The 21,868-nt window shown below is 59.2% G+C and carries 23 protein-coding genes; 9 read left to right on the top strand and 14 right to left on the bottom strand.

Annotated elements, in window-relative coordinates; translation table 11 throughout:
• Positions 1-2 precede the first annotated feature (2 nt).
• Positions 3-1,448: a DEAD/DEAH box helicase gene (locus tag AX768_RS20915; protein WP_062001935.1), complete on the bottom strand. Its 1,446-nt coding sequence runs from the start codon at positions 1,446-1,448 to the stop codon at positions 3-5.
• Between the two features lie 71 nt (positions 1,449-1,519).
• A complete protein-coding gene (locus AX768_RS20920; protein ID WP_231941441.1) occupies positions 1,520-2,347 on the bottom strand; it encodes an SDR family oxidoreductase in 828 nt (275 codons plus the stop codon).
• Between AX768_RS20920 and AX768_RS20925 the strand changes: the two genes are divergently transcribed.
• Positions 2,333-3,283: a LysR family transcriptional regulator gene (locus AX768_RS20925; RefSeq protein ID WP_062001937.1), complete on the top strand. Its 951-nt coding sequence runs from the start codon at positions 2,333-2,335 to the stop codon at positions 3,281-3,283. The two genes, AX768_RS20920 and AX768_RS20925, sit on opposite strands and share 15 nt — an antisense overlap.
• Before the next feature lie 190 nt (positions 3,284-3,473).
• Here AX768_RS20925 and AX768_RS20930 read toward each other — a convergent pair whose 3' ends face one another.
• From AX768_RS20930 to AX768_RS33525, 4 genes are all read right to left on the bottom strand, one after another.
• The gene (locus tag AX768_RS20930; RefSeq protein ID WP_062002380.1) at positions 3,474-4,370 is read right to left on the bottom strand and encodes a SphA family protein; all 897 of its coding nucleotides are present in this window, start codon (positions 4,368-4,370) and stop codon (positions 3,474-3,476) included.
• Positions 4,371-4,645: 275 nt separating this feature from the next.
• The gene (locus AX768_RS20935; protein ID WP_062001938.1) at positions 4,646-5,125 is read right to left on the bottom strand and encodes a DMT family transporter; all 480 of its coding nucleotides are present in this window, start codon (positions 5,123-5,125) and stop codon (positions 4,646-4,648) included.
• A 22-nt stretch (positions 5,126-5,147) separates the two neighbouring features.
• Positions 5,148-5,735, bottom strand: coding sequence for an amidohydrolase family protein (locus AX768_RS33520; protein WP_231941443.1), 588 nt, complete (start codon positions 5,733-5,735; stop codon positions 5,148-5,150).
• Entirely contained in the window at positions 5,732-6,565 is an 834-nt protein-coding gene (locus AX768_RS33525) for an amidohydrolase family protein (protein WP_197672663.1), read from the bottom strand. The genes AX768_RS33520 and AX768_RS33525 overlap by 4 nt, the downstream gene beginning before the upstream one ends.
• Before the next feature lie 193 nt (positions 6,566-6,758).
• Between AX768_RS33525 and AX768_RS20945 the strand changes: the two genes are divergently transcribed.
• Together AX768_RS20945 and AX768_RS20950 are read left to right on the top strand one after the other, a co-directional pair.
• Positions 6,759-7,736, top strand: coding sequence for a LysR family transcriptional regulator (locus AX768_RS20945; RefSeq protein ID WP_082778972.1), 978 nt, complete (start codon positions 6,759-6,761; stop codon positions 7,734-7,736).
• A 498-nt stretch (positions 7,737-8,234) separates the two neighbouring features.
• Positions 8,235-9,095, top strand: coding sequence for a pirin family protein (locus tag AX768_RS20950; RefSeq protein ID WP_062002381.1), 861 nt, complete (start codon positions 8,235-8,237; stop codon positions 9,093-9,095).
• 11 nt (positions 9,096-9,106) lie between these two features.
• Here AX768_RS20950 and AX768_RS20955 read toward each other — a convergent pair whose 3' ends face one another.
• Together AX768_RS20955 and AX768_RS20960 are read right to left on the bottom strand one after the other, a co-directional pair.
• Positions 9,107-10,387: a sensor domain-containing diguanylate cyclase gene (locus AX768_RS20955; RefSeq protein WP_062001939.1), complete on the bottom strand. Its 1,281-nt coding sequence runs from the start codon at positions 10,385-10,387 to the stop codon at positions 9,107-9,109.
• Positions 10,384-10,776 (bottom strand): hypothetical protein, encoded by a 393-nt coding sequence (locus AX768_RS20960; protein WP_062001940.1) that lies wholly within the window; start codon positions 10,774-10,776, stop codon positions 10,384-10,386. The genes AX768_RS20955 and AX768_RS20960 overlap by 4 nt, the downstream gene beginning before the upstream one ends.
• A gap of 175 nt (positions 10,777-10,951) precedes the next feature.
• On the opposite strand from AX768_RS20960, the gene AX768_RS20965 reads away from it, so the two are divergent.
• On the top strand, positions 10,952-12,829 hold the full coding sequence (locus AX768_RS20965) for a feruloyl-CoA synthase (protein ID WP_062001941.1): 1,878 nt from the start codon (positions 10,952-10,954) through the stop codon (positions 12,827-12,829).
• 9 nt (positions 12,830-12,838) lie between these two features.
• Here the strand turns inward: AX768_RS20965 and AX768_RS20970 are convergent, their stop codons facing one another.
• Positions 12,839-13,630: an EAL domain-containing protein gene (locus AX768_RS20970; RefSeq protein WP_062001942.1), complete on the bottom strand. Its 792-nt coding sequence runs from the start codon at positions 13,628-13,630 to the stop codon at positions 12,839-12,841.
• 242 nt (positions 13,631-13,872) lie between these two features.
• On the opposite strand from AX768_RS20970, the gene AX768_RS20975 reads away from it, so the two are divergent.
• From AX768_RS20975 to AX768_RS20990, 4 genes are all read left to right on the top strand, one after another.
• Positions 13,873-14,421, top strand: coding sequence for a hemerythrin domain-containing protein (locus AX768_RS20975; protein WP_231941444.1), 549 nt, complete (start codon positions 13,873-13,875; stop codon positions 14,419-14,421).
• On the top strand, positions 14,418-15,089 hold the full coding sequence (locus tag AX768_RS20980; protein WP_062001944.1) for an HAD family hydrolase: 672 nt from the start codon (positions 14,418-14,420) through the stop codon (positions 15,087-15,089). Before AX768_RS20975 ends, AX768_RS20980 begins: the two co-directional genes overlap by 4 nt.
• 377 nt (positions 15,090-15,466) lie before the next feature.
• Positions 15,467-15,670: a CsbD family protein gene (locus AX768_RS20985; RefSeq protein WP_062002382.1), complete on the top strand. Its 204-nt coding sequence runs from the start codon at positions 15,467-15,469 to the stop codon at positions 15,668-15,670.
• A gap of 69 nt (positions 15,671-15,739) precedes the next feature.
• Positions 15,740-16,096: a DUF6723 family protein gene (locus AX768_RS20990; RefSeq protein ID WP_306299730.1), complete on the top strand. Its 357-nt coding sequence runs from the start codon at positions 15,740-15,742 to the stop codon at positions 16,094-16,096.
• A 47-nt stretch (positions 16,097-16,143) separates the two neighbouring features.
• On the opposite strand, the gene AX768_RS20995 is transcribed toward AX768_RS20990, so the two are convergent.
• The 3 genes from AX768_RS20995 to AX768_RS33830 form a co-directional block, all read right to left on the bottom strand.
• Positions 16,144-17,181: a GlxA family transcriptional regulator gene (locus tag AX768_RS20995; protein WP_062002384.1), complete on the bottom strand. Its 1,038-nt coding sequence runs from the start codon at positions 17,179-17,181 to the stop codon at positions 16,144-16,146.
• Between the two features lie 96 nt (positions 17,182-17,277).
• Positions 17,278-17,841, bottom strand: coding sequence for a cysteine hydrolase family protein (locus AX768_RS21000; RefSeq protein WP_062001945.1), 564 nt, complete (start codon positions 17,839-17,841; stop codon positions 17,278-17,280).
• 226 nt (positions 17,842-18,067) lie between these two features.
• A complete protein-coding gene (locus AX768_RS33830) occupies positions 18,068-18,460 on the bottom strand; it encodes a hypothetical protein (RefSeq protein ID WP_062002385.1) in 393 nt (130 codons plus the stop codon).
• A gap of 171 nt (positions 18,461-18,631) precedes the next feature.
• On the opposite strand from AX768_RS33830, the gene AX768_RS21010 reads away from it, so the two are divergent.
• Positions 18,632-19,696 (top strand): sensor domain-containing diguanylate cyclase, encoded by a 1,065-nt coding sequence (locus tag AX768_RS21010; protein WP_082778973.1) that lies wholly within the window; start codon positions 18,632-18,634, stop codon positions 19,694-19,696.
• Between the two features lie 34 nt (positions 19,697-19,730).
• Here the strand turns inward: AX768_RS21010 and AX768_RS21015 are convergent, their stop codons facing one another.
• Entirely contained in the window at positions 19,731-20,978 is a 1,248-nt protein-coding gene (locus tag AX768_RS21015; RefSeq protein ID WP_062001946.1) for an MFS transporter, read from the bottom strand.
• Between the two features lie 381 nt (positions 20,979-21,359).
• Entirely contained in the window at positions 21,360-21,863 is a 504-nt protein-coding gene (locus tag AX768_RS21020) for an Mpo1 family 2-hydroxy fatty acid dioxygenase (RefSeq protein WP_062002387.1), read from the bottom strand.
• Positions 21,864-21,868: the final 5 nt, after the last annotated feature.

The raw sequence follows: 21,868 nt of genomic DNA on the forward strand, positions 1-21,868 counted from the left end.
CATCAGGGTTGGCGTTTGCCGCGGCCACCGGCGGGTTTGCCAGCGGACTCATGTGAACCCGCAACCGGCTTGCTGACGGCTTTGCCGCGTGGCTTTTGCACGTTGAACGGGTTAGCGCCGGAGAGGCTAGTGTTGTCACTCCCGGTCACAGCGCGTTGAACCCGAGGCTTGCGATCGTTTCTGCCACCTTGCGGTCGCGGCTTTTTGCTGAGCACCGGCACGACGGCCGCCACAGCTTGCGGCAATTTCGGCTTTTTAGGTTTTTTGGGTTTCTTGATGATCTGTCCCGTCGCGCTGGTTTGCGGCACGCGGTGTTCGGCTTCGAAACCCGGCTCTTCTTCACGGCGCAGCGTTTGCCGGATCAGCGCTTCAATCGCGGCCAGTTGCGGCGCTTCGTCGGCGCATACAAGGGAGACTGCCATACCGCTTGCGCCCGCGCGACCGGTACGGCCGATACGGTGCACATAGTCTTGAGCCACGATCGGCAGATCGACGTTGATCACCAGCGGCAGGTCGTCGATATCCAGCCCGCGCGCAGCTACGTCGGTGGCTACCAGCATCTGTACTTCGCCCGTCTTGAAGCGCTCGAGCGCACGCAGGCGAGCGGGTTGCGGTTTATCGCCGTGGATGGTGTCGATCGAATAACCCGCTTCGTCCAGCATGGCCGCCAGGTAATCCACGCCATTGCGGGTTTTGACGAACACCAGTGCGTGCTCCCAGTTGTTCTGGGCCACAAGGTGCATGAAGAGCTCAGGCTTGTTCTTTTTATCGACCGGCACCACCCATTGCTTGATCTTGCTGGCCGTGGCATTGGGCGCGCCGACACTGATGTTGACCGGGCTGCGAAGGATGGCGGCGGCCATGGCGCGGATATCATCGGTAAAGGTAGCGGAGAACAGCAGGGTCTGGCGCCGAGCGGGCAAGGCAGCGAAGACGGCGTTGAGTTCGCGCGCAAAGCCCAGATCCAGCATGCGGTCGGCTTCATCCAGCACGAGCGTTTGTATCTGGTCAAACTGCACTGCGTTCTGGCGATTCAGATCCAGCAAACGGCCGGGCGTGGCGACAAGCACATCCACGCCTTTGCGTAACGTCATCATCTGCGGATTGATACTCACACCGCCGTATGCGGCAAGAAATCGTAAGTCGAGGCCGTGGCCGTAATCGATAAAGCTTTGCAGCACTTGTTCAGCCAGTTCGCGCGTGGGCACCAGCACCAGAACACGCGCGCGGTTGCTGGACACCGCGGGGCCGTGTTGCACCAGTTGTTGCAACAGCGGCAACGCAAAACCCGCCGTTTTGCCAGTGCCGGTCTGTGCCGCAGCCATCACGTCCTTGCCGCTGAGCACAGCGGGAATCGCCTGGGCCTGCACTGGCGTGGGTGTCTGGTAATGGAGGTCCTTCACATTACGCAGCAAGGGATCAATCAGGCCAAGCGAGGCAAAAGACATTGGCGAATTCCGGGATAAAGCCGCAATTCTAGCGTTATCGCCTGGTGGCGCGGCGCACGATCAAATGGTCATCACCACGGAATCTGCTCCTGATCGAAGTAGAACCGTCCTGAGATGCCCGACGGGTTGCGGGTTGCCAACCAGACAACACCGGCCGCCGCCTGTTCCACGTGGCGATACCCGGAATGGTTGTTGAAGTCGGTGGCGGTGTAGCCCGGATCGATGGCATCGACACGAATCCCAAAAGACGCAAACTCTTTTGCAAAAGCCACGGTAATTGCGTTAAGTGCCGACTTGGAACTGTTGTAACCGAGAATGTTGACCCCATAGAACTGGTTATCCGGATCTGACAGCCAGCCTAGCGAGCCAAGTCCGCTGCTCACCATGACGACGACGCCGTGGCCGGCGGCTTTTAGCAGTGGCAAAAACGCCTGGGTCACACGGACTGGACCAAACACATTGGTCTCGTACACGGCACGAATGTCGCTGATTGGCTGCTGGCTTGGCGTCGTGTGCGCCATTCCTGAAATACCGGCGTTGTTGATCAGCACATCCAGCCTTCCGTCCTCGTCTTGCACATGCGCAGCAGCAGCCAGCACACTGTCGTCCTGGGTCACATCGATAGAAAGAAACCGAACGTCATGACCCTGCGCTACCAGCGATTCCGCCGCTGCTGTGCCGCGTGCGATATCGCGGCACCCGAGCCAGATCCGGTGGCCCAGATGACCTAGTTGTCGAGCCGTTTCGTAACCAATGCTCTTGTTAGCACCAGTAATCAGGATTGTTTTGCTTGTCATCTTTTGATCCTCAGGAAAGTCTGGAATCACTTTAGGTCCGTTCGCCGGGTTTTGATAACTCGCCCGGAACCGAATAGACTGATCGCCATGCCGAACAATCATGACGAATCCAGTCTGGATCTACTGTCGATTTTCCTGGCCGTACTGGAGGCCGGCGGCTTCAGGGCCGCGGCTCGCCGGCTCGGCTTGTCCTCGTCGACAGTCAGCGAAAGGATCGTGCAGCTGGAAACCCAGTTGGGTGTACCGCTGCTGATTCGCACCACACGCAGCGTCACGCCGACAGAAACGGGGCGCGCGCTCGCCGCCCGAATTTCGCCACTACTGGCAGAAACGCGCGCAGCGTTGCACGACGCGGCAAGCTCCCAGCGCGAGGTACGGGGCCTTCTCAAGATCAACGTGACGGGCGCGGTGATGGTCGACATCTTGCCGCCCATCATCGACCGGTTCCTGCAAAGACATCCTGAGGTCCGCGTGGAAATCATGGTGGACGACCGGCTCGTCGATATTGTGGCGGCCGGTTGCGATGCCGGGATTCGTTACGGCGAGCATTTGGCGCAGGACACTATCGCTGTGCCGATCGGACCCCGTCAGCAGCGAATCGCATGGGCCGCGGCACCCTCATATCTCGCAGCGCGCGGCGCCCCGCAACATCCGGACGACCTACTGGATCACGAGTGCATACGGCTGCGTTTCTCAAGTGGTGCCCTCGTCGCGTGGCAATTCGAGCGCGGCGACGAAACCGTAAGAGTCGATCCGCCTGGACGGCTCATCGTCGGCGTGGATGGCGTTTGGGCAGCAATCGGTCTCGCTTGTGGCGGACGAGGCATCATCGGCACGTTCGAAAACTGGCTGGCTCCATGCCTGCAAAGCGGCGAGTTGCAACCTGTCTTACATGATTGGTGGACTGAGTTCGAAGGTCCTCAGTTGTATTTTTCGAGCAGATTCACGTCCGCCCCGCTACGAGCGTTAATTGAACTGGTCAAGGAAGAACGGATAGCTTCCGGTAGTTCAACGCGTCGCGGCGAACATCGCAACTGAGTCATGCTGCGCATCGAGATGGCCGAGTGCCGGAACGCCTGACCGCGAATCGGGCGACCTGCCGGATGCTCATTGGCTCGACCTCCTTGGGGCAAATTGTGCAGCGCTGCTAGCGCACATGATACCCCCGTGCAGCCTTGGAAAGCGCTGGCGTCTGGCGCGATTCATCTGCCAGCGTGTCCGTTCCGCTTCAAAACGGCACGACGAGCTTTGCCCAGATGCTCGTGCCCTCTGTACGATTGCGCGCGGCAAACTCCTTCAGGACCTTGAGGTCGACGCCGACCTTGCTGAACTGATAATGCGCTGCCGGACCTATGGCGGCTACGCGGCCGCGATACCCGTCTCCATCGACAGGCCGGCCGTGCTGGTAGTCGTCTGTTGTTTGGTTCACGTAGTACCCGTTGACGCCGAGACGCAGGTCTTTCGTCACCGCATGACTCACCGAATAATCGAAGTGAAAAATCTGCCCCGACCGGTAGTCAGTATCCGCGTTGCGCACGTTGAACGTGTAGGTGATTTTTGCTGACACTTCGATCCCGTTTGCAGGCAGATAGGTGAATGCGACAATCGGGCGGACCGAGTAGTAGTTGCCGCCGATGTTCAGGCCGCGTGCCATGTCATAGCCGCCAACGGGCAGCACAATGTCAACCGCGAGCAGCGGGTGGAACGCGCCAAACTCCCAGCCTATAGTCGAGCCTAGCGTGATGTCGCCCACGCCGTTGCGATGGTCCTTGCCAGACGCCGAACTACTCTGTAGCGATGCAACATCGCCAATGGCAAAAGCGCCTGCCCTGCCACCCGCGAATTTCAGGTTCGACATATAGAAGAGCCGTGCCGCTAGCACCTCGGCCGAGAAGTTGAAGCCCGGGATCGAAGAATTACCATGGCTGTCATTGAACCGGCTCGCGTGATAGTAGTTGGTGTAAAGCACGCCATACCAGCCCGGCCGAGGCAACATGCCCGCAAAGAACCCCTCCGAGCCCTGCCCGATGTTGTCGCCGCCGCCTTCGGTCGCGAAAGCAAGCGTCGAGAATGCCGCGGCAAGCGTGACCAGACCGGCGAGAATGCGTTTCTTGAGCGTTGTCATGCGTGTCATTGCCAAACAGCAGTCTTCACTGAAAGATTTTTATATTCATTAGGATTACGATGTTATATAACCCCTCTACACCATGCGAGATCAACCGGGACACGCCCGCACGCTGTGGCTTCAAACCATCTTTACGCCGAGCGGAGGAAAGCGTCCGCCGGAATGCCAAGTGCTTCTTCGAAGATCATGCTGCGCCGCGTGTATCGGGTGCCGCTGTCGGGATGCTGATTGTGTTTCATTGGATACATCCGTATGGAATTGGGGCGGATGCGCATTTAGCTGTGTTTCGTCAGCGCCTGCACCAGCGAGTTGCCAAAGAGTGTCAGGCTGACTCCTGTCAGCATGACCAGCCCTCCCGCAAGCTTGACAGTTGATACCTGACGGGTCATGACGCCGACCAGTCCGAAGTGGTCGATCGCGAGCGATGAAAGCAATTGCCCGGCAATCACCAGCGCCAGCATGTTTGCGAGACCAATCCGTGGCGCGAGCAGTACCGTGCAGAAGATGGCGGCCGCGCCAAGCAGACCGCCGCTGAAGCGCCAGATCGGTTGCGAAGGCAGGCTTGCGACGGCTGCAAGAAGCCCTCCCTTGCTCACGGCGATCGCCGCGAGTGCCACGGTGCCAATCGAAAACGACACAAGGGCCGCTGCCACCACGTTCCCGCCAAGGCCGCCTGCGAGTTGGCTGTTGACCGCCGCCTGAACCGAAATGGCCGAGCCGGCACAAAATGCAATGAGCAGGAAAATCAGGTTCATGTCATACCCATTTCATTTGGTCTCAGGCCTGCGCGACTTTCGGTGACGCGTCCGCGAACAGGTCCGGGACGTACCCGACGCCGGCGAACAGATGCGCACGGGAAGCTTCCGTTGCCTGCTTGAGCGCAGGGAAATCCAGTCCGAGCAGTTTGCCGCCCGACTTCCGGACCCGGCCGCCCACGATCACCGTGTCCACATTGCTGCGCTCCGCAGCGTGAACGATGGTGCCAATGGCATTGTTCGACGGATACAGGTTCAGGTCGTCGGCGCGGATCAGCACGATGTCAGCCTTCTTTCCCGGGCGCAGAGATCCCGTTTTTGCGTCCAGGCCTGCCACGCGTGCACCGTTTATGGTTGCGGTCTCGAGGATGCTGCGTACCGACACGGCCGCGGGTGCCGTCTCGTCACCCTTGAAACGACGATTCTGTGCATGCGCACGCTGCATGAAGTAAGCGGCGCGCATTTCGGCAAACATGTCTCCGCCGTATGAAGCCTCAACGTCGATACTGATCGCCGGCGCAATGCCATGGTCGATCGCGCGCTGGTACACACACAGGCCTTCCTCCAGACCGTACTGCGCATCCGAGCGAGGACAGACGTCGACATTCACGCCAGCCTCACGCAGGTTTCCCATTGCTCGTCGGAGAGGCCCGTGCAGTGATTGAAAATGTTGTCCGGCCCGAGAAGCCCTTCTTCCTGGAGACCCGGCAGCAGCTTGCCCATGTCTTCGCCAAGGAACTCGGTGATGATGCGCAGGCCCACCGCCCGCGCCGCTGCCCATGTTTCGCGGTCCCACTGCGACATCATGGCCATCGTGACCAGCCGGTCGTCCGAATCGAGGCGCTCCCGTTTCAGCCGCCCGAGGTCTTGCGGCCAGTGCTGGGCCCATTCGCCTGCGAGCGGTTTGCCCGGCGCGTACACCGCGCGGATGCCGGCGTCTTCGAGTGCATCGACTGAGGCATCCGAGTGCGCCGGGCCTCGGGCGTTGTGCGAATTGTCGACCATGGTGGTGATGCCGGAGTCGATCGCGCCCAGTGCCGTAATGAGGTTGCCAACATACATGTCTTCCGGACGGTAGTGCGTCGCGAACGAGAAGTGCGTCGATCGCAGATAGTCCATCAGGGTCGGCGAGTTCGGGTCGATACGGCGCAACTGACCTTCCCACGCATGACGATGCGAGTCGACAAAACCAGGCATGACAATCATGTCGGTGGCGTCGATGATTTCAGCCCCGTCGGCGTCGATCGAGGGTGCAATCGCGGCAATTCGGTCGCCTTCGATGAGGAGGTCACCGCGCGTGAGATCGCCCACTTCCTTGTCCATGCTGACGATCGATCCGCCCTTGATAAGGATCCGTTGCCGGGCGTCGACCGGTTCGAGCGGCCTAGTGATAGAGCGAAGGTGTTCCCAGGTGGCCGGTGGGTAATTATCGAGTGACATTGTTCGGTTCCAGCGAATGATTGGGAAAGTTGCCCGTCGCAGGACGGGCGAGGAGATTCAGCTGAGGCCCCGGCGCCACGTTTCAGGCGTTGGTGTTCGCATGCCCCATTTGCAATGGACTCGAATGTAGTTGCGCGCATCGCCCATAACAATCACCTATAATTTTCACACTCTGTGAAGCTGGAGATACATAATGAGAGGAAGCGATTTTGCCGATGTCCGGGCCTTTGTATCGGTCGCCGAACAGGGTTCGTTTGCCCGCGCTGCCGGACAATTGGCGGTGTCACCTTCTGCACTGAGTCAGACCATTCGCGGTTTTGAGGAACGGCTCGGCGTGCGGCTCTTCAATCGCACGACGCGCAGCACCAGCCTGACAGAAGCCGGCGCCCGGCTGCTCGCGCGCATGCAGCCACTTCTCGCCGAATTTGATGCGGCACTCGAAGATGCGGCCAAGAACCAGGAGAAACCGTCGGGTACGCTGCGCGTATGCGCGCCGCAAATGGCGATCATTCACCTGCTGCAGCCCATGCTCGGTGTGTTTCAACAGCGGTATCCCGACGTCGTGCTTGACCTGACGAGCGACGAGAGCCTTGGGGATATCGTTGCGCGCGGCTTTGACGCGGGTATCCGCCTTGGAGAGCACGTCGACCAGGACATGGTTGCGGTACGCGTGGGTCCCGACTTGCGCCAGATTACGGTTGCTTCCCCTGAGTATCTGGAAAAGCATGGTGTGCCGCACACGCCTCACGATCTGCACGATCATCGGTGCATCAACTGGCGCCGCGCCGGGCAGACCAGTGTCTACGACTGGGAATTTGCCAAGGACGGACAGTGGTTCGATGTGTCCGTCAAAGGCACTTTGATTGTCAACGACTGTGCGGTTGCGCTTCAGGCAGCAACGGACGGACTGGGCATCACGGTGTGGACGGAAGACTGGATGGGACCTCAATTGAGGTCAGGGCGTCTCGTACCCTTGCTGCAAGAGTGGTCTCCGTTTTTCCAGGGGTTCTACCTCTATCACCCGAGCCGCACTCGCATGCCCGCAGCACTGCGCGCATTCATCGACGTGGTCAAAGGCGTCTCGATGGGAACAGGCGCCACACGCTCGCAACTTCCCGAGATGCTCGCACCCGGACTGCCGTCCGACGGCCAACGAGTCGAAGCGGCCTGATTGCTTGATTCGAAAATCGTCGACTGATTCGATTACGGGACCGCCCGGCTCCATTCGCATTGGGAACCTGTAGACGAAGCGGACGCACTTTTCTGTTTGTTCAGGCGAACGGCAGTCAAGCCGGCAAACAGTCCGTCAGTGAATTCGTTACCCAGATGAAGTGCGTTGGTCTAAGCACCGATCATGCTCAGCAGCTGTTCCAGCAATTCGACTCATCTGCGGACGGAGTCGTGTCCATGGACGAGTGTGCATTTGGGGACGTCATGAAACCGAATGTGAGAGACGCAATTCCTGACGGATCTCATTCGCCGCGCGGCGCTCGCCGAGGGCTAACGCGCAGCAGCGAAATTCAATCGTTCCAAAAATAGAACAATACTCGTCGATATTGCCCGCTACCCGAGCCTCGCACACACGGGTAGCATGCGTCGGTTGATCAACGTTCTCGTCCAACGTGTGCTTGATCTGGATCTCGCCACGGACGCTGCAAGGAGCCATCGAATGCCCAGCCGTACGCTGAAAGCGATCCATCGCGCGCATCGCGATGATATCGCCGACCTGACCACCCGCCGTCCTCTGCCGGGGCCGGCACTGCCGCATCTGAATCCCTTCCTCTTCCTGAATCACCACGGCCCGCAGAAGTACGCACCGCACAATGGCGGATTGCCGTTTGGGCCACATCCGCATCGCGGATTCGAAACGGTGACTTTCGTGCTCGACGGTAGCCTTGCGCATTCGGATACCGGTGGACACGAGAGTGTCATCGACGCCGGCGGCGTCCAGTGGATGACCGCTGGCAGTGGCCTTATCCATGCGGAACTCTCGCCGCGTTCGTTCAAGGAGCATGGTGGCCAGCTTGAAATCCTGCAGCTATGGCTGAACCTGCCGGCGCGCCTCAAGATGACGTTGCCTCGCTACGTCGGCTTGCAGGAGAACGATATCCCCGTGGTGAGCACGCCTGACGGTGCCGCGCAGGTCCAGTTGATTTCGGGTGAATGGCAAGGCGTGCAAGGACCTGTCGAATCGCTCACGAACACCTTCATGGGCGTCATCCGCATGTCGGCTGGCGGCCGGGTCAGATTCGAGAATGTAGGGAGTCGCCAGATCTTTCTTTACGTGGTTCGCGGCAAGGTTGCGATCGGAGGGCAACAGGTTTCGGCGTTCAACCTGGCTGAACTGCACGACGACGGTGACACGCTCGAGATCACTGCCGCGGACGAATCTATCCTGCTTTCTGGTCATGCGGAAGCGATCGATGAACCCATCGCAGCTCGCGGTCCGTTCGTCATGAACACGCAGGAAGAACTGAATCAGGCTGTAGTCGATTTCCACGCGGGCAAGTTCAACGTACCCGCCGCATAGCTGATGACCGATTACGACTGACCCGCCACCCGGTTTCGGCCGGCCGCTTTCGCCGCATAAAGGGACTTGTCGGCGGCGGCGAGCAGGTCGTGCATCGACGCCAACGCGTGCGATAAAGACGCGCAACCAAGACTCACGGTCACCGCCTGCTCGCCCACGGCGGTATCGATCCGGCTGGCTTCGATGTTGGCCCGGATGCCTTCCGCGATCAGCGCCGCAGCATCCGCCGGCGTACCGCGCAGCATCAGGCAAAATTCCTCGCCTCCGAGTCGCGCAATCACATCGATAGAGCGAAGCGAACGCCTCGCCTCCGCGACAATCCTTTCCAGCACCTTATCGCCTGCCTGGTGCCCTGCGGTGTCGTTGATTTTCTTGAAGTGATCCGCATCGATCATCACGAACGAAAGCGGTTTGCCCAAGCGCTTCGACCGCGCAACTTCCTTCTCTGCGACCTTGAAAAAATGGGCGCGATTCATCGCTCCGGTCAGATGATCGGTCGTCAAAAGACGCGTGAGTTCGTCGCTGCTTATTTTCCTTTCCGATACGTCGCGCAGGACAACCGAATAACCGGCGAATTCGCCGTCGTCCTCGCGAAGTACCGCAACGAGGATCTGAGCCGCGTAACGCCGGCCATCCTTGCCTTGGCACCAGCACTCCTGCACGTGCCAGCCTTCCTCGCGCGTGAGAGCAATGTGCTCCGGACTACGATAGGCGTCGATGTCGTCAGACGCGTAAAAGCGATCTAGTGAATGGCCGACAACGTCGGTCTCGGCATAGCCCGTCATTTGCTCGATGGACGGGTTCCAGGAGTCCACGTGTCCGTTGGCGTCGAGGGTAAAAAACGCGAAGTCGTTCACGCTCGTAAAGATACCCGCAAGCCACGACTCATTCTGCCTTGCCCGGCGCTCCGCTTCGACCTGACGCGAGATATCGGTCAGCGTCGTCATCAAGGTGCTTTCGTTTATCTTCAGGATGTTGCAGGACAGGACGGTCGATCGCTCGCGATCGGGCGTCACCACGATCCGATGCCCCTCGCACACCGGGCCACGCTCCCCATTGAAGCTCGACACCAGATTACGAAGCTCTGGCGCCACGTGGCTCAGGCTTTCAAATATGTTTGTGACGCCGAGCAGCCCCGCGAGCGGCATCAGCAATTGGACCGATAAGGGGTTGAGCATGTCGACTTCACCAGTCAGCGAGCTGCGAATGATGCCGATTGGCGACAAGTACATGAACGACAGCAACGCTTCGTGTTCTTCCTCGAGCGAGCCGGCCGCTGCAGCCGGCGTCATGTTGCTGCCTTGCGCTCGACCAGCAGGAAGCGAGTCGAGCCGTGAGCGGATTGAAGCAGCCTCAGGCGAACAGGCGTGGGTCTCATGCGCAATGTGAGGACGTAGGGAACGATCACGTCGAGCTCAGGCTCGTCCTGAAACCGCTGGGCGATCATGAAGTTGTTCATACAAGGCGCGACTTCCTCGAAGACATGCTTGCCGATGACCCGCGCCGGGCTCAGGCCCGCGCTCGCGGCTTCCACGGCGTTGTATGAACTGACGACGTAATCCGCGCCAAACCCAATGAGGCCAAAGGAATACCCGTCCAGCTTTTGACTGTCAGCGGTGCTCAAGTCTTCGAATAGAACGGTATCGAATTGCTTGTCTACCTTGTCGTTGTCGCTGATCATTTGTTGCGTTCTCCGTCCATGGCAATCAGAATCTTCAAGGCGTATTTACGGCAGCAGCGGCCGTACCTTTAGCGGGGGAATGCCATGGACCAGTGCAATAATCCCTGTCTGCGGTCGCCAGAACGCATGCGCGGTGAATGCTTCACGGTGTCAGGCGCAAAACCAACGTACGAATATGAAAAACCGAGCGGACAGATCAATGCTGCGTGAGGAGACAGCGGGGTCCGGATTCCGGCCCGTCGCCGTGCATGTCGGCGCGCCAGGCATCGAGCAAATCGGTGATGCCTGGTATTTGGAGCCACTCGACCCGCTGCGTCCGTACCCCGAACGACTGACCGACTGCCTGGTCGGCGGCGCGCTGCGGCATCCTGAGCGATGGCTTGCTGCCAGTCGCAACATCACCGGATCGTGGACGGGCATTTCATATGCGTTGATGCTCGAGCGTGCTCGTTCGATCGGTCAAGGTCTGCTGGACCTGAAACTGCCCTCCGGCCGCCCCATTGTGATCCTGTCGGGCAACAGCCTCGAACATTTGCAACTCATGCTCGGTGCAATGTTCGCGGGCATCCCGGTTGCGCCGCTTTCACCCGCCTGGGCGCTGCCGCTCAATGGGTTCGTCAGATTGCAGAACGCGATCGGCTTCCTCGATCCTGCCATGGTGTTTGCGGACGAATACTCACTGTACGCCGAAGCGATCAAGGCGGTCGTGCATCCGGATGTACTTGTTGTCAGCCGCGAACAGACCGGCCGGTCTTTGTCCTTCGACACGTTGTGCGAGGTGGATCCGACCATAATCGATACGGTTCATGGCAGTATCGGCCCGGACACCATTGCGAAGACCCTCTTTACCTCCGGCTCGACGAACTTGCCGAAGCCCGTGCCGACCACGCATCGCATGCTTTGCAGTAACCAGCAGATGCTGCTGCAGACCTTTCCTCAATTCGCAATCGAGCCGCCCGTGCTGGTGGACTGGCTGCCGTGGCACCATACCTATGGCGGAAGTCACAACGTGGGCATCGCGCTGTATAACGGCGGAACGCTTTACATCGACGAAGGAAAGCCGATAGCGGAGCGTTTCGGGCAGACGCTGCGCAACCTTCGCGACATCGCGCCAACTGCCTATTTCAATGTGCCCAAGGGATGGGAAGACCTGGTCGCGGCGCTCGAGGTGGATGCAGGCTTGGGCCATCACTTTTTCTCGCGGCTCAAGCTGATGTTCTTCGCGGGCGCTGGACTATCCAGGACAGTCCGCGATCGCATGGAAGAGGTGAGCAAGCGGTACTGCGGCGAACGTGTGCGCGTGGTATCGGGACTCGGGATGACCGAAACCTCGCCGGCATGCCTGTTTACCATTGGCGACGTACAGCAGGAGCGGTATATCGGCCTGCCTGCGCCGGGATGCAAGGTAAAGCTCGCACCTGTCCACGGAAGGCTGGAGCTTCGGTATCGCGGCCCGCACGTCATGCATCAGTACATGACGGCCCCCGCGAATTCGCTGACAGGCGCTTTCGATGAAGAAGGCTTCTTCTGCAGCGGCGACGCGGCCGTTTTTTACGACCCGGTTCGTCCCGAACTCGGACTGCTGTTCGACGGACGCTTAGCCGACGATTTCAAGCTGAATACCGGGGTCTTCATCAATGCAACAGCGCTACGTGAGAGGGCGGTGGCTCTCGGTGCGCCCTATGTCCGTGACGCGATACCCGCCGGCATGGGCCATAGCGAGGTGGGTCTGCTCGTTTTTCCGGACGTCGTCGCCTGCGCAACACTTGGGGAAACTTTCGAATCGGGCATTCATTCGTCGTCGCAGGTGCGCGCCTACTTCGCGGACCTGCTGCAAACGCTGAACAAAGGGTCCACCGGCAGCGCCAGCCGCATCGCTTGGCTTCACTTGCTGGAAACCGCTCCCTGCGCGGAAGCAGGAGAGTTGACCGACAAAGGAACCATCAGCATGCGCGCCGTCTTGGCGCATCGTTCTGCTTTGGTGGAGACGCTCTTTGCGGAAGCACTCGACGGCGTGCGCACGCTAAAGGCAGATCAGACGCACATGAAGTGAGCGCACGTGCTAATGCGTGAACGAATTTTCGCTGAGTTCCGGAATCGTTTTGAACGCAGGCTTGGCAAAGAGATATCCCTGCATCAGCGTGACGCCATGCGCTTCGAAAAAATCGCGCTCGCCATGGGACTCGATGCCCTCCGCGATAACCTTGACGCCCAGATCGCGGCAAATGGCCACTACCCCGCGAACAATATGTTGCCGCACAACGTCGACGTCGATGCCGCGAACCAGTTCCATATCCAGCTTGATGAGGTCGGGCTGGAAATCTGCCAGAAGCGTCAGTCCGGAGTATCCGGCGCCGAAGTCATCGATCGCCGTTTGAAAACCGAAGCGCTTGTAGGCTTTGAAGATGTCGACCAGATGAGGCCGGCTGACGATATTCTCGCCTTCCACGGTCTCGAAGATGATCCGGTCTAGGGGAAAGCCGTACTTCTCCGCTGCCGCGAGCGTGCTTTGAATACACGCTTCGGGGCGGTAGACCGCGTTGGGCATGAAATTTATCGATAAAAACGAGTCGAGGCTTAGCGCGGCAGCCTGGGCGATAGCCGTGGTTCGGCATAATTGATCGAATGCGTACCTGTTGCCTTCGTCAATTTTGGAAAGCACGGAGTGCGCGCCCTCACCGTTGGGACCCCGCACGAGCGCCTCACATGCGTAGGTCGTTTCGGACGCGGTATCGACAATCGGTTGAAACGCAAAAGCCAACTCAATGCCTGCACTTGCGTCGGATCGGCATCCGGTACAACTGACCTTTTCACTGTGGATAGGAAACGAACCAGCACCTGGAGTCGGGGGCATGACATGAACCTTTTACTTCGAAATTTCTGAAATCCGAACGAGTGGAAGAAGCTCGAATCATTTCTAACGGCCGCATCGGTGCGAAACTTTAAGGGGTTCCAGCGAAATATGTGTATCGGTGGCTAGCAGACTCATTCGATGGCATAGCGTTTGCAAGAGATGCCGATACACAGAAATCGTGCTCACCGGCGAGAATCACCATGAATTTGCAATCCTTCAGGCTGTCACCCCGTATTACCACAATGATAAAGCTGGACCACACCCACGTCCTGGCGGCTTTTCACCGATACCGCACCGATGCGCCTCACTGGCGCAAAACAGCGATCGTCAACACCATCTGCGCAGCGCTCGAAATTCACGCGCAACTCGAAGAAGAAATCTTCTACCCCGCGCTTCGCGCTGCAAAACCGACCGCTATTGCAATCGATAAAAGCGTTCCCGAGCACAACGCGATGCGCGAACACATCGCCAAGTTGCGCACGATGGACCCAATGACGCCCGAGTACGACGACACGGTCATGGAGTTGATGCGGGAAGTGATTCATCACGTAGCCGACGAGGAAACCATCCTGCTTCCCATGGCAGAGGACATTCTTGCCTCCGAGCTTCGCCGTCTCGGCGCACGAATGAACACGCGCCGGCTGCAACTGGTGGCAGGCCGCCCCGCCGAGATTGCGGTCAACAGCGCGGGCGCTTTCCCAATCCTCGCGCTATCCCTGGCGAGCCTGACTCTGCTCGCGGTGCTGGCAGGTTCCCGTAATATCGCGCAAGCGCCAGGAGGCGTTCGATGAAAACGGCATTTGTTTTCGATCTCGATGGAACGCTGATTGACAGCGTTTATCAACACGTCATCGCATGGAGCGAAGCGTTGACCGGCGAAGGCTTCAATCTGCCAATCTCGCGGATTCATCGGAAGATTGGCATGAGCAGCGAATTGTTTGCAAAGCAAATATTCAAGGAGCTGGGAGGCGACGTCACGGCCGAGAGTATCGCACGCGTGAAAGAACGCCAAGCCGAGGTATTTGGCAAACAGGAGTCGCAAATCCAGCCCTTGCCAGGCGCCCGCGCGCTTTTAGATGCGTTGAGCCAGGCAAACATTCCTTGGGCGATCGCCACTAGTGGCAGCCCCGATGCGACAGCATCCAACCTCAAGAAGCTAGGCATCGACCCCGAAAAAGCGACGGTTCTGACCGGCGACGAAGTCAGCCAGGGAAAGCCTGAGCCGGACGTCTTCTTGGCCGCGGCCGAGCGTTTGGGCGTGCCTATCGAGCGCGTCTATGTAGTCGGCGACAGCACATGGGACCTGCTTGGCGCGCGGCGTTGTCACGCACTGGGCCTTGGCTTGAAATCGGGCGGAGTGGGAGAGGAAGAATTGCAACGAGCAGGCGCGATCCGCGTATATGAAGACCCTGCCGATTTGCTGGACCATCTGGACGAGCTGGCGACGCATCCGGAATAACGTCACGCGATCAACCAGAGAGGTCCCGTTTGAATCGCTAGACATTTCGCGGCAGATCATATTGGGCTTAGGGCGCTCTCAGGGCGGCCTCTTTTTTCCGTTTGCGAGCTTATCGAGTGCGCTGAACGGGAAAAACTTGCCGATCGCGAGATGCGGACCTTCGTGGCACGCCGAATGCAAGGCGGCAGTTGCAGTTATATAAAACGGCAATTTCTCGCCACGATGGCGGCAATGGCCTCGCGACTGTCGGCGAGGATAAGGCCGACGTCGCGGTCTTGCTGGCACTGATTTCGGCTTGGGATAGGCAGCAATTTAACAACGCAACCAGGTATCAAGCGGTTCGATACGCGGTTTGCAATTGACCATCGGAGATGGAAATGGACAAAGATAAGGTCGAGGGTGTAAAGGAGCAGCTCAAAGGGGTTGCTGATTTCACGGTAGGCAAGCTCACTGGCAAAGAAGATCTCGAACTCAAGGGACAAGTCGAGATTACGAACGGCTCGAATAAAAAAGATCTGGCGGACTTCAAAGACAACATAAACAAAGGCGCTGTCGATCCGGACAATCCGTCAAATGACTAAAGCAAAACGCGTTGCGACCTGCAGCGACTTTTTGCGATCGAGTCGGAATGCCCCCGTCAAGCTTGAAGCATGACGGGCATTTCATCACATCAACAACGCTGCACCTTTCAGTTCGATCGCCGGAGGAATCCCATGCGACAAGCTGGAATCAAACCCAAGTTATTGTTTTCCCGCAACGATGCCATCGTTACCGCACGTGAAGCCAGGAGCCATGACGACTTTGCAATCTATGCCACTTATCGATTGATGCATGGCCGCTTCGTGGGTTCGCTCAAGGTTGTCAGGAAGACCGATAGCCGCCTCCTTTTTCCTTTTGAAGGCGCCCCCGCAATTGGTCCCTTCGACGACAAGGAGCAAGCGCTTCGCGCAGCGACGGCGCTCGGCATGCAGATCGTTGAAGCTGACATCGCAAATCCGGAGACGTAAGTTCCGCTGCACCGCGATCTGACTGCCATCTGCCATGTCTCGCCCGATCATGAAACCTCTGCGCTTGCACGACGGCTGTTCGACGGCGTTGCTTCGTCGTACTTGCGCCAGATACGTCGCATGTGCCGTGCAGACCCGAAACCAGCACGCTCGGCCACCGCCTCCATGTCGAGCGAAGATTGGGCGATCAATTCGCGTGCGAGCGCTACACGCAGGCCGTGAATGTAGTCTATCGGGCTCATTCCGGCATATTCATGGAATAGACGCGCCAAGTGCCGCGTGCTACTGCAAGCAATGCTCGCCATCTGCGCTAAATTCCAGTCGCGCGCCGGGTCGACCGCAATTGCATCTTGTACCCGATGCAGCGCAGGATGCAGATGGTTGCGGCCGGTGATCCATGGCGACAACTGAGGATCGGTGCCGGTACGGCGCATGTAGACCACCATGTCACGCGCGACTGCGCACGCTGCGCGCGGGCCTGCGAGTTCAGCGAGCATTTGGAGCATCAGGTCGATTCCGGCCGTGATGCCGGCACTGGTGCTGATCAAACCGTCCGACACATAAAGCCTGTTCTCCAGTACTTTCGCAGTGGGTGCAATGGCTTGCAACGCGTCACACAACGCATGATGAGTGGTGCACCGCCGCCCATTCAGCAGTCCCGCACGCGCCGCAATCAAAGCCCCCGAACACACGCACATCACGCGGTTCTTGATGGGCGCGACTACGTGGGTCAGCCAGTCCGTGACCGCGTTGGACGCCGCATCGAATGTTCGCCGCCTGATGGTATCGATGGACGAACTCACTCCGACGATCACAACGATCGCGTCTGCGGGAAGCGATTCGGGCAACGGCTTGATACCCTCAAGCGTCAAGCCGATCGAAGTCTGCACGCAAGCAACCGGGCCGACGTAGCTCAGTTGGAAGCGGCGGATGGGGCCACCCGCTTCCTCTGCATTGAGTTGCGATGCGAGCCTCAACACTTCCGCAGGACCCGCGAGATCGAGCATCAGCACGTTGGGCAGCAGCACGAACAACACCGGAATCGCACGGTCCTTCGCGTGACCGGTACGAGTTCTCAGCTTCATTGGACCGCTTTCCTTTCGTTGCGACAACTTCTGCATCGGTCGTACCGGTTTCAGTGATTCACATCGTGTATGCAATGAGCGCTCGCGTCTTCGAAACTACGCGACCAAGGGTCGAGGCAACGCCTCGAGTGCTTCTCCAACAGTCGCAATACGAGCGAAGCGTCCCTCGAGCACGAGTTCAGTGCGCTCGCGGATGTCTTGTGGAGTGTACGTCCGCCCGCTACGAGGATGGGTCATTGCGAAGGTCAGCGTCGCTTCGCTAACGAAGTCGACTTCAAAGCCGCTATCGGATGCGTGGCGCGAGGTCGTTTCGCAGCATTGCTCCGTTCTGATCCCGCTGACGATCAATCGTCCGATTCCCTGTGCGATCAGCCAGGACGCGAGCGCAGTGCCCGCAAGCGCGCTGTGGCGATGCTTGTGGAATGTCACAGCCGGTGCGATCGACAGTTCGTCCAGCGTCCTGACATGGCCGGACGCGAGTGAAAACGCCCCCTGCTCTTCAACATGGAATATACGGACCACCGTTACGCCGTGCGCAACGCAGCCGTCAATCAACGCCTGCTGCCGGTCGATATATGAGGACAGGTCTGTTTCGGACCAATAGGAAGTGCGCCGGAATGATTCCTGTGCGTCGATTACGATGAGTGCAGTGTTGGTCATGGGGTTTCGTTGTACGTCTCTTTTCGTTGCAGGATGGCCCTCATGCTAAAGCGAGGGCGACCTTCACGCGAGGCCTGATGCGGACGAGTACAGGACGTTTTCGGACATTCCTGACGCTGTCAGCCGAACCTCGGGTCTGCCACTGCGGAAGGCTCTCGCGAGCGGCGCGAAGCGTGCCGTGGACACTAGCGAATCTTCTGCCGGACAATACCCCGAACTGGACCGCCTAAAGGGGAACGTCCTGAATGAGAGCGGAACGCACCGCACGGATCCGGCGGTCGACAAAATAACCGCCGCCTTCCGTGTATCGAAGATAGAGCCGGGTGCATTGCGTGCACTGCCATACGGTGCAGCGGTTGTATGGAAAGTATCGCGGTGCGATAGGTGCTTCTGATGACCAGTAATCGACGCCTTGGGGCAGGTATTCCTGATAGCTCGGCTCAGGGTCGCTGGCTACGCAAAGCGTGCCCACTTCCTGAAGCCGCTCCTCGTCGAGGGAAACTGGCTGCGAGTTCCAGCCGTCAAGCGGCGTTCGCGTGCAATTGCATGGCGCCGCGGCGTGCGATTGCGCGGCTAATGCGATCGTTAGAAGAGCTGGAGCGTCGAGATAGTCTGACATGTGCGTTTGGCGTGCGTGCATGAAGAAGGTCTCACGATGATACAAGAACGCCTGTGCGCATCGCTTGTGGAACGCTCCAAAACAAAATCTTTACTGACAGGCGTCCGCTGCCGTTAACATCATCAGGCACTCCCGCAACCGCAAAGCCACAAAATCAAAAACCGCCGCCAAATGACCGACCAAGACAGTCCCGACAGCAAGCAAGACAATCCAGGCAACCTGAAGGCCGCCTTCCTGTCGCACGGCGCGTCCCTGGCTGCGCCCACCCGTGTTCTCGGAGACGACGACAGCGCCATTTACCGGACCTTGCTCGAATCCACCAAAGCGATCCCGTGGAAAATCGACTGGGCCACCATGGAATTTGCCTACATCGGCCCGCAGATCGAAGGACTGTTAGGCTGGCCACCGTCGAGCTGGAAAAGCGTCAACGACTGGGCGGAACGCATGCATCCAGACGACCGCGAATCGGTCGTGGACTTCTGCGTCGCGCAATCGAAGGCCGGCTCCGATCATGAAGCTGATTACCGGGCGCTCACACGCGACGGCGGTTATGTCTGGCTGCGCGACGTCGTGCACGTGGTGCGCAATGCGAATGGCGAAGTCGATTCCCTGGTCGGCTTCATGTTCGATATCAGCGAACGCAAACGCAACGAAGAAAAGCTCGCGCAATTGCAAAAAGAACTGGAAAGACTGTCATTCCACGACAGCCTCACCGACGCGGGCAATCGCCGCATGTTCGACGGCGTCATGGAGCGCGAATGGGCTGCGGCGAAGGCTTCGGGCACGCCACTTTCGCTGATCATGGCCGATATCGATTTCTTCAAGTCATACAACGACTACTACGGGCATCTGCAAGGCGACGAGTGCCTCAAGCACGTCGCCCGTGTGCTGGGCGAAGCGGCCGGCCAGGACGCTTTCCTTGCGCGATTCGGCGGCGAGGAATTCATCCTGGTCCTAGCCAATACGCCCGCCGAAAACGCCGTGAGGATCGCCGAACGCTGCCGCGCGCTGATCTCGGACGAGGCGATTGCGCACGTGCGCTCACCCCATAACCAGCGTGTGACAGCGAGCTTTGGTGTGGGCACGATCGTCCCGACTGACCGAATGGATGCAACGGCGTTCATCAATCTCGTCGATGCCCAGTTGTACCAGGCGAAAGACAATGGCCGTAATCGAATTGCGGCGGTGGATCACGCGGGTATCGGCGGCGAAGCGTTCAAGTCGCACTCGCGATAACGCTCGATAACCCGCGACAACGCCAGTCTCTGCTTCACTCCGGCGTCGCGTTGCACGGAACCGGCACCGCCGACGCGGTCTCCTTGCGCGCGCCAATGCTCAACAGCGCCACGAGCCCCAGCAGCGAAAGCGAGCCGCCGAGCAAGAAGTCGGCGGGAATGCCGGCGCGATCGACCACCGTTCCGCCGACCAGCGACCCCGCCGCAATCGCGAGCTGAATGATGCTGACGAAGAGCGCCGAACCTGCTTCCGGTTGATCCGGCGTCGCGCGCTGGATCCAGACGCTGAAGCAAAGCGGAAGCGCGCCGAACGCGATACCCCATGCCAGCACGATCGCGCTTACGCCCAGTTGCCAATGCTGAAACACGGGCATCAGCAACAACGCGGCCGCCAGGATGAAGATCATGGTCGCCGTCGTCATCTTGAGGTTCTTGACCACGGTCGCCGATGCCGCAAAGTTCGACACGAATCCGATCACACCGAAGCCGAGCAATAACCAGGTGATCGTCGATATGTCGAGATGCGCATCGCCAAGCAAAAATGGTGTGACGTATGTAAAGGACGCAAAGTGGCCGGCGAAAACAAGGGCCACCATCAGCAGGCTCTTCCTCGAATGCGATTGCTTAAGCAATCTCGTGAGATCGCTGAAGCGCAGTGCTGTCGATGACGGCAGCGACGGCACCATCAGCAACTGCGCAATGAGGGCCACGGCGACGAGGCCACCGGTTGCCATGAACGATACCCGCCACGACGCAAGCCCCGCAATGAACGTCCCCAGCGGCACGCCAATGACGGTCGCGCAGGTGACGCCGGTGAGTATCGTTGCCATTGCCCTGGCTGCGTCCCGGGGTTCGACGAGCCGCCTTGCAGCGGATGTCGCCAGCGTCCAGAAACCGCCCAGCGCGGCGCCGAGCAACGCGCGCCCTACCAGCATCACGCCAAAGTTGGGAGCGAATGCGGATAACAGGTTCGATGCCAGCAACATCGCCGTCAGCAGTAGAAAAACATGCCGTCGATCCATGCGCCCGGCTCCCAGCATCAGCCCGGGCGCCGATATCGCTGCGATGATGCCGGGCGTCGTCACCATCAGGCCCGCGGTACCGGGCAAGACGCCCAGTTCGCGCGATACATAAGGCAGAAGTCCCACCGGCAGGAACTCGGTCGTGACAAATGCAAATGCGCCGAGCGTCACCGCCGCCACCGATAACCACTGGCGCAGCGAGGAAGGGGTGTCGCTTTCGGGCAGGACGTCGCCGATAGAGGATGTGTTTTCCGTCAACATGATTTGGCTTGAAGAGCGTACAGAAGATGGGTTCGTTAAGCGGTATGCGCATCGCCAACGAAAGCTTGCTGCAACATAACATCGCATTAAACGGCTCGCTGAAACCATCCCCTGCTGACCGTGTGGGTAAGACTTTGCCTGCTTGCGAATGGCGGCGAGACACCTGTTCAAAGGCGTACTTCAGAGCAAAAAGAAAACCGGAGTCGGCCAGTTTGTCTCCCGAGGATCGAGGACAAGGACGGCACAAGCCTGGATGGCGGCACGAGTTTTGGCTCTACGTTCCGGCAAACACGAACGGGTGACGAGATTCGAGAATGACTGCGCAATGCGCGCATTGAAGGGACGTTGTAGTGCTCTTGCGTCTATACGACCCGGTAGCGCTCAATCACGCTCATCCGCCCTGATCGCGCGATGCAAGGCGGGACGCCAGCCAAACCGGAACAGCGCTTCGGCCAGCACGAACAAAGGCCCGATCATCAGGCCGATGACATCGTCCACGAAAGCCGGCTTGCGATGCTCATACGCCATATGTCCCACGAACTGCAGCGCCCATCCAGTCAGGAAGAGCCCTGCCCCCGTGACCAGCCAGACAACCGTGGACTGTGCGGCGAGCCATTGCCCGGCGGCCAGGCACAGCACGGAAACGATCGCCATGATCACGCCAAGCTGGATATCGAGGACAAGATAGTAGAGCGTCGCCGCGAGGAACAAGGCGCACGCCGGCGAAAGCGCAAACGGCAGCACGGCGGTCATCCACACGGGCCGGCTGAGAAGCACCGCGAGCGCAAGGACGATCATGGGAATGCCTACGAAATGCGTGGCGACGTTACGACGGTCGCGATGATAGGCCGCGTATTGAGTGAGTTGCTCCGTCAGCGTTTTCAAGGGCG

It is taken from the genome of Burkholderia sp. PAMC 28687 (assembly GCF_001577465.1).
Taxonomy (GTDB): Bacteria; Pseudomonadota; Gammaproteobacteria; order Burkholderiales; family Burkholderiaceae; genus Caballeronia.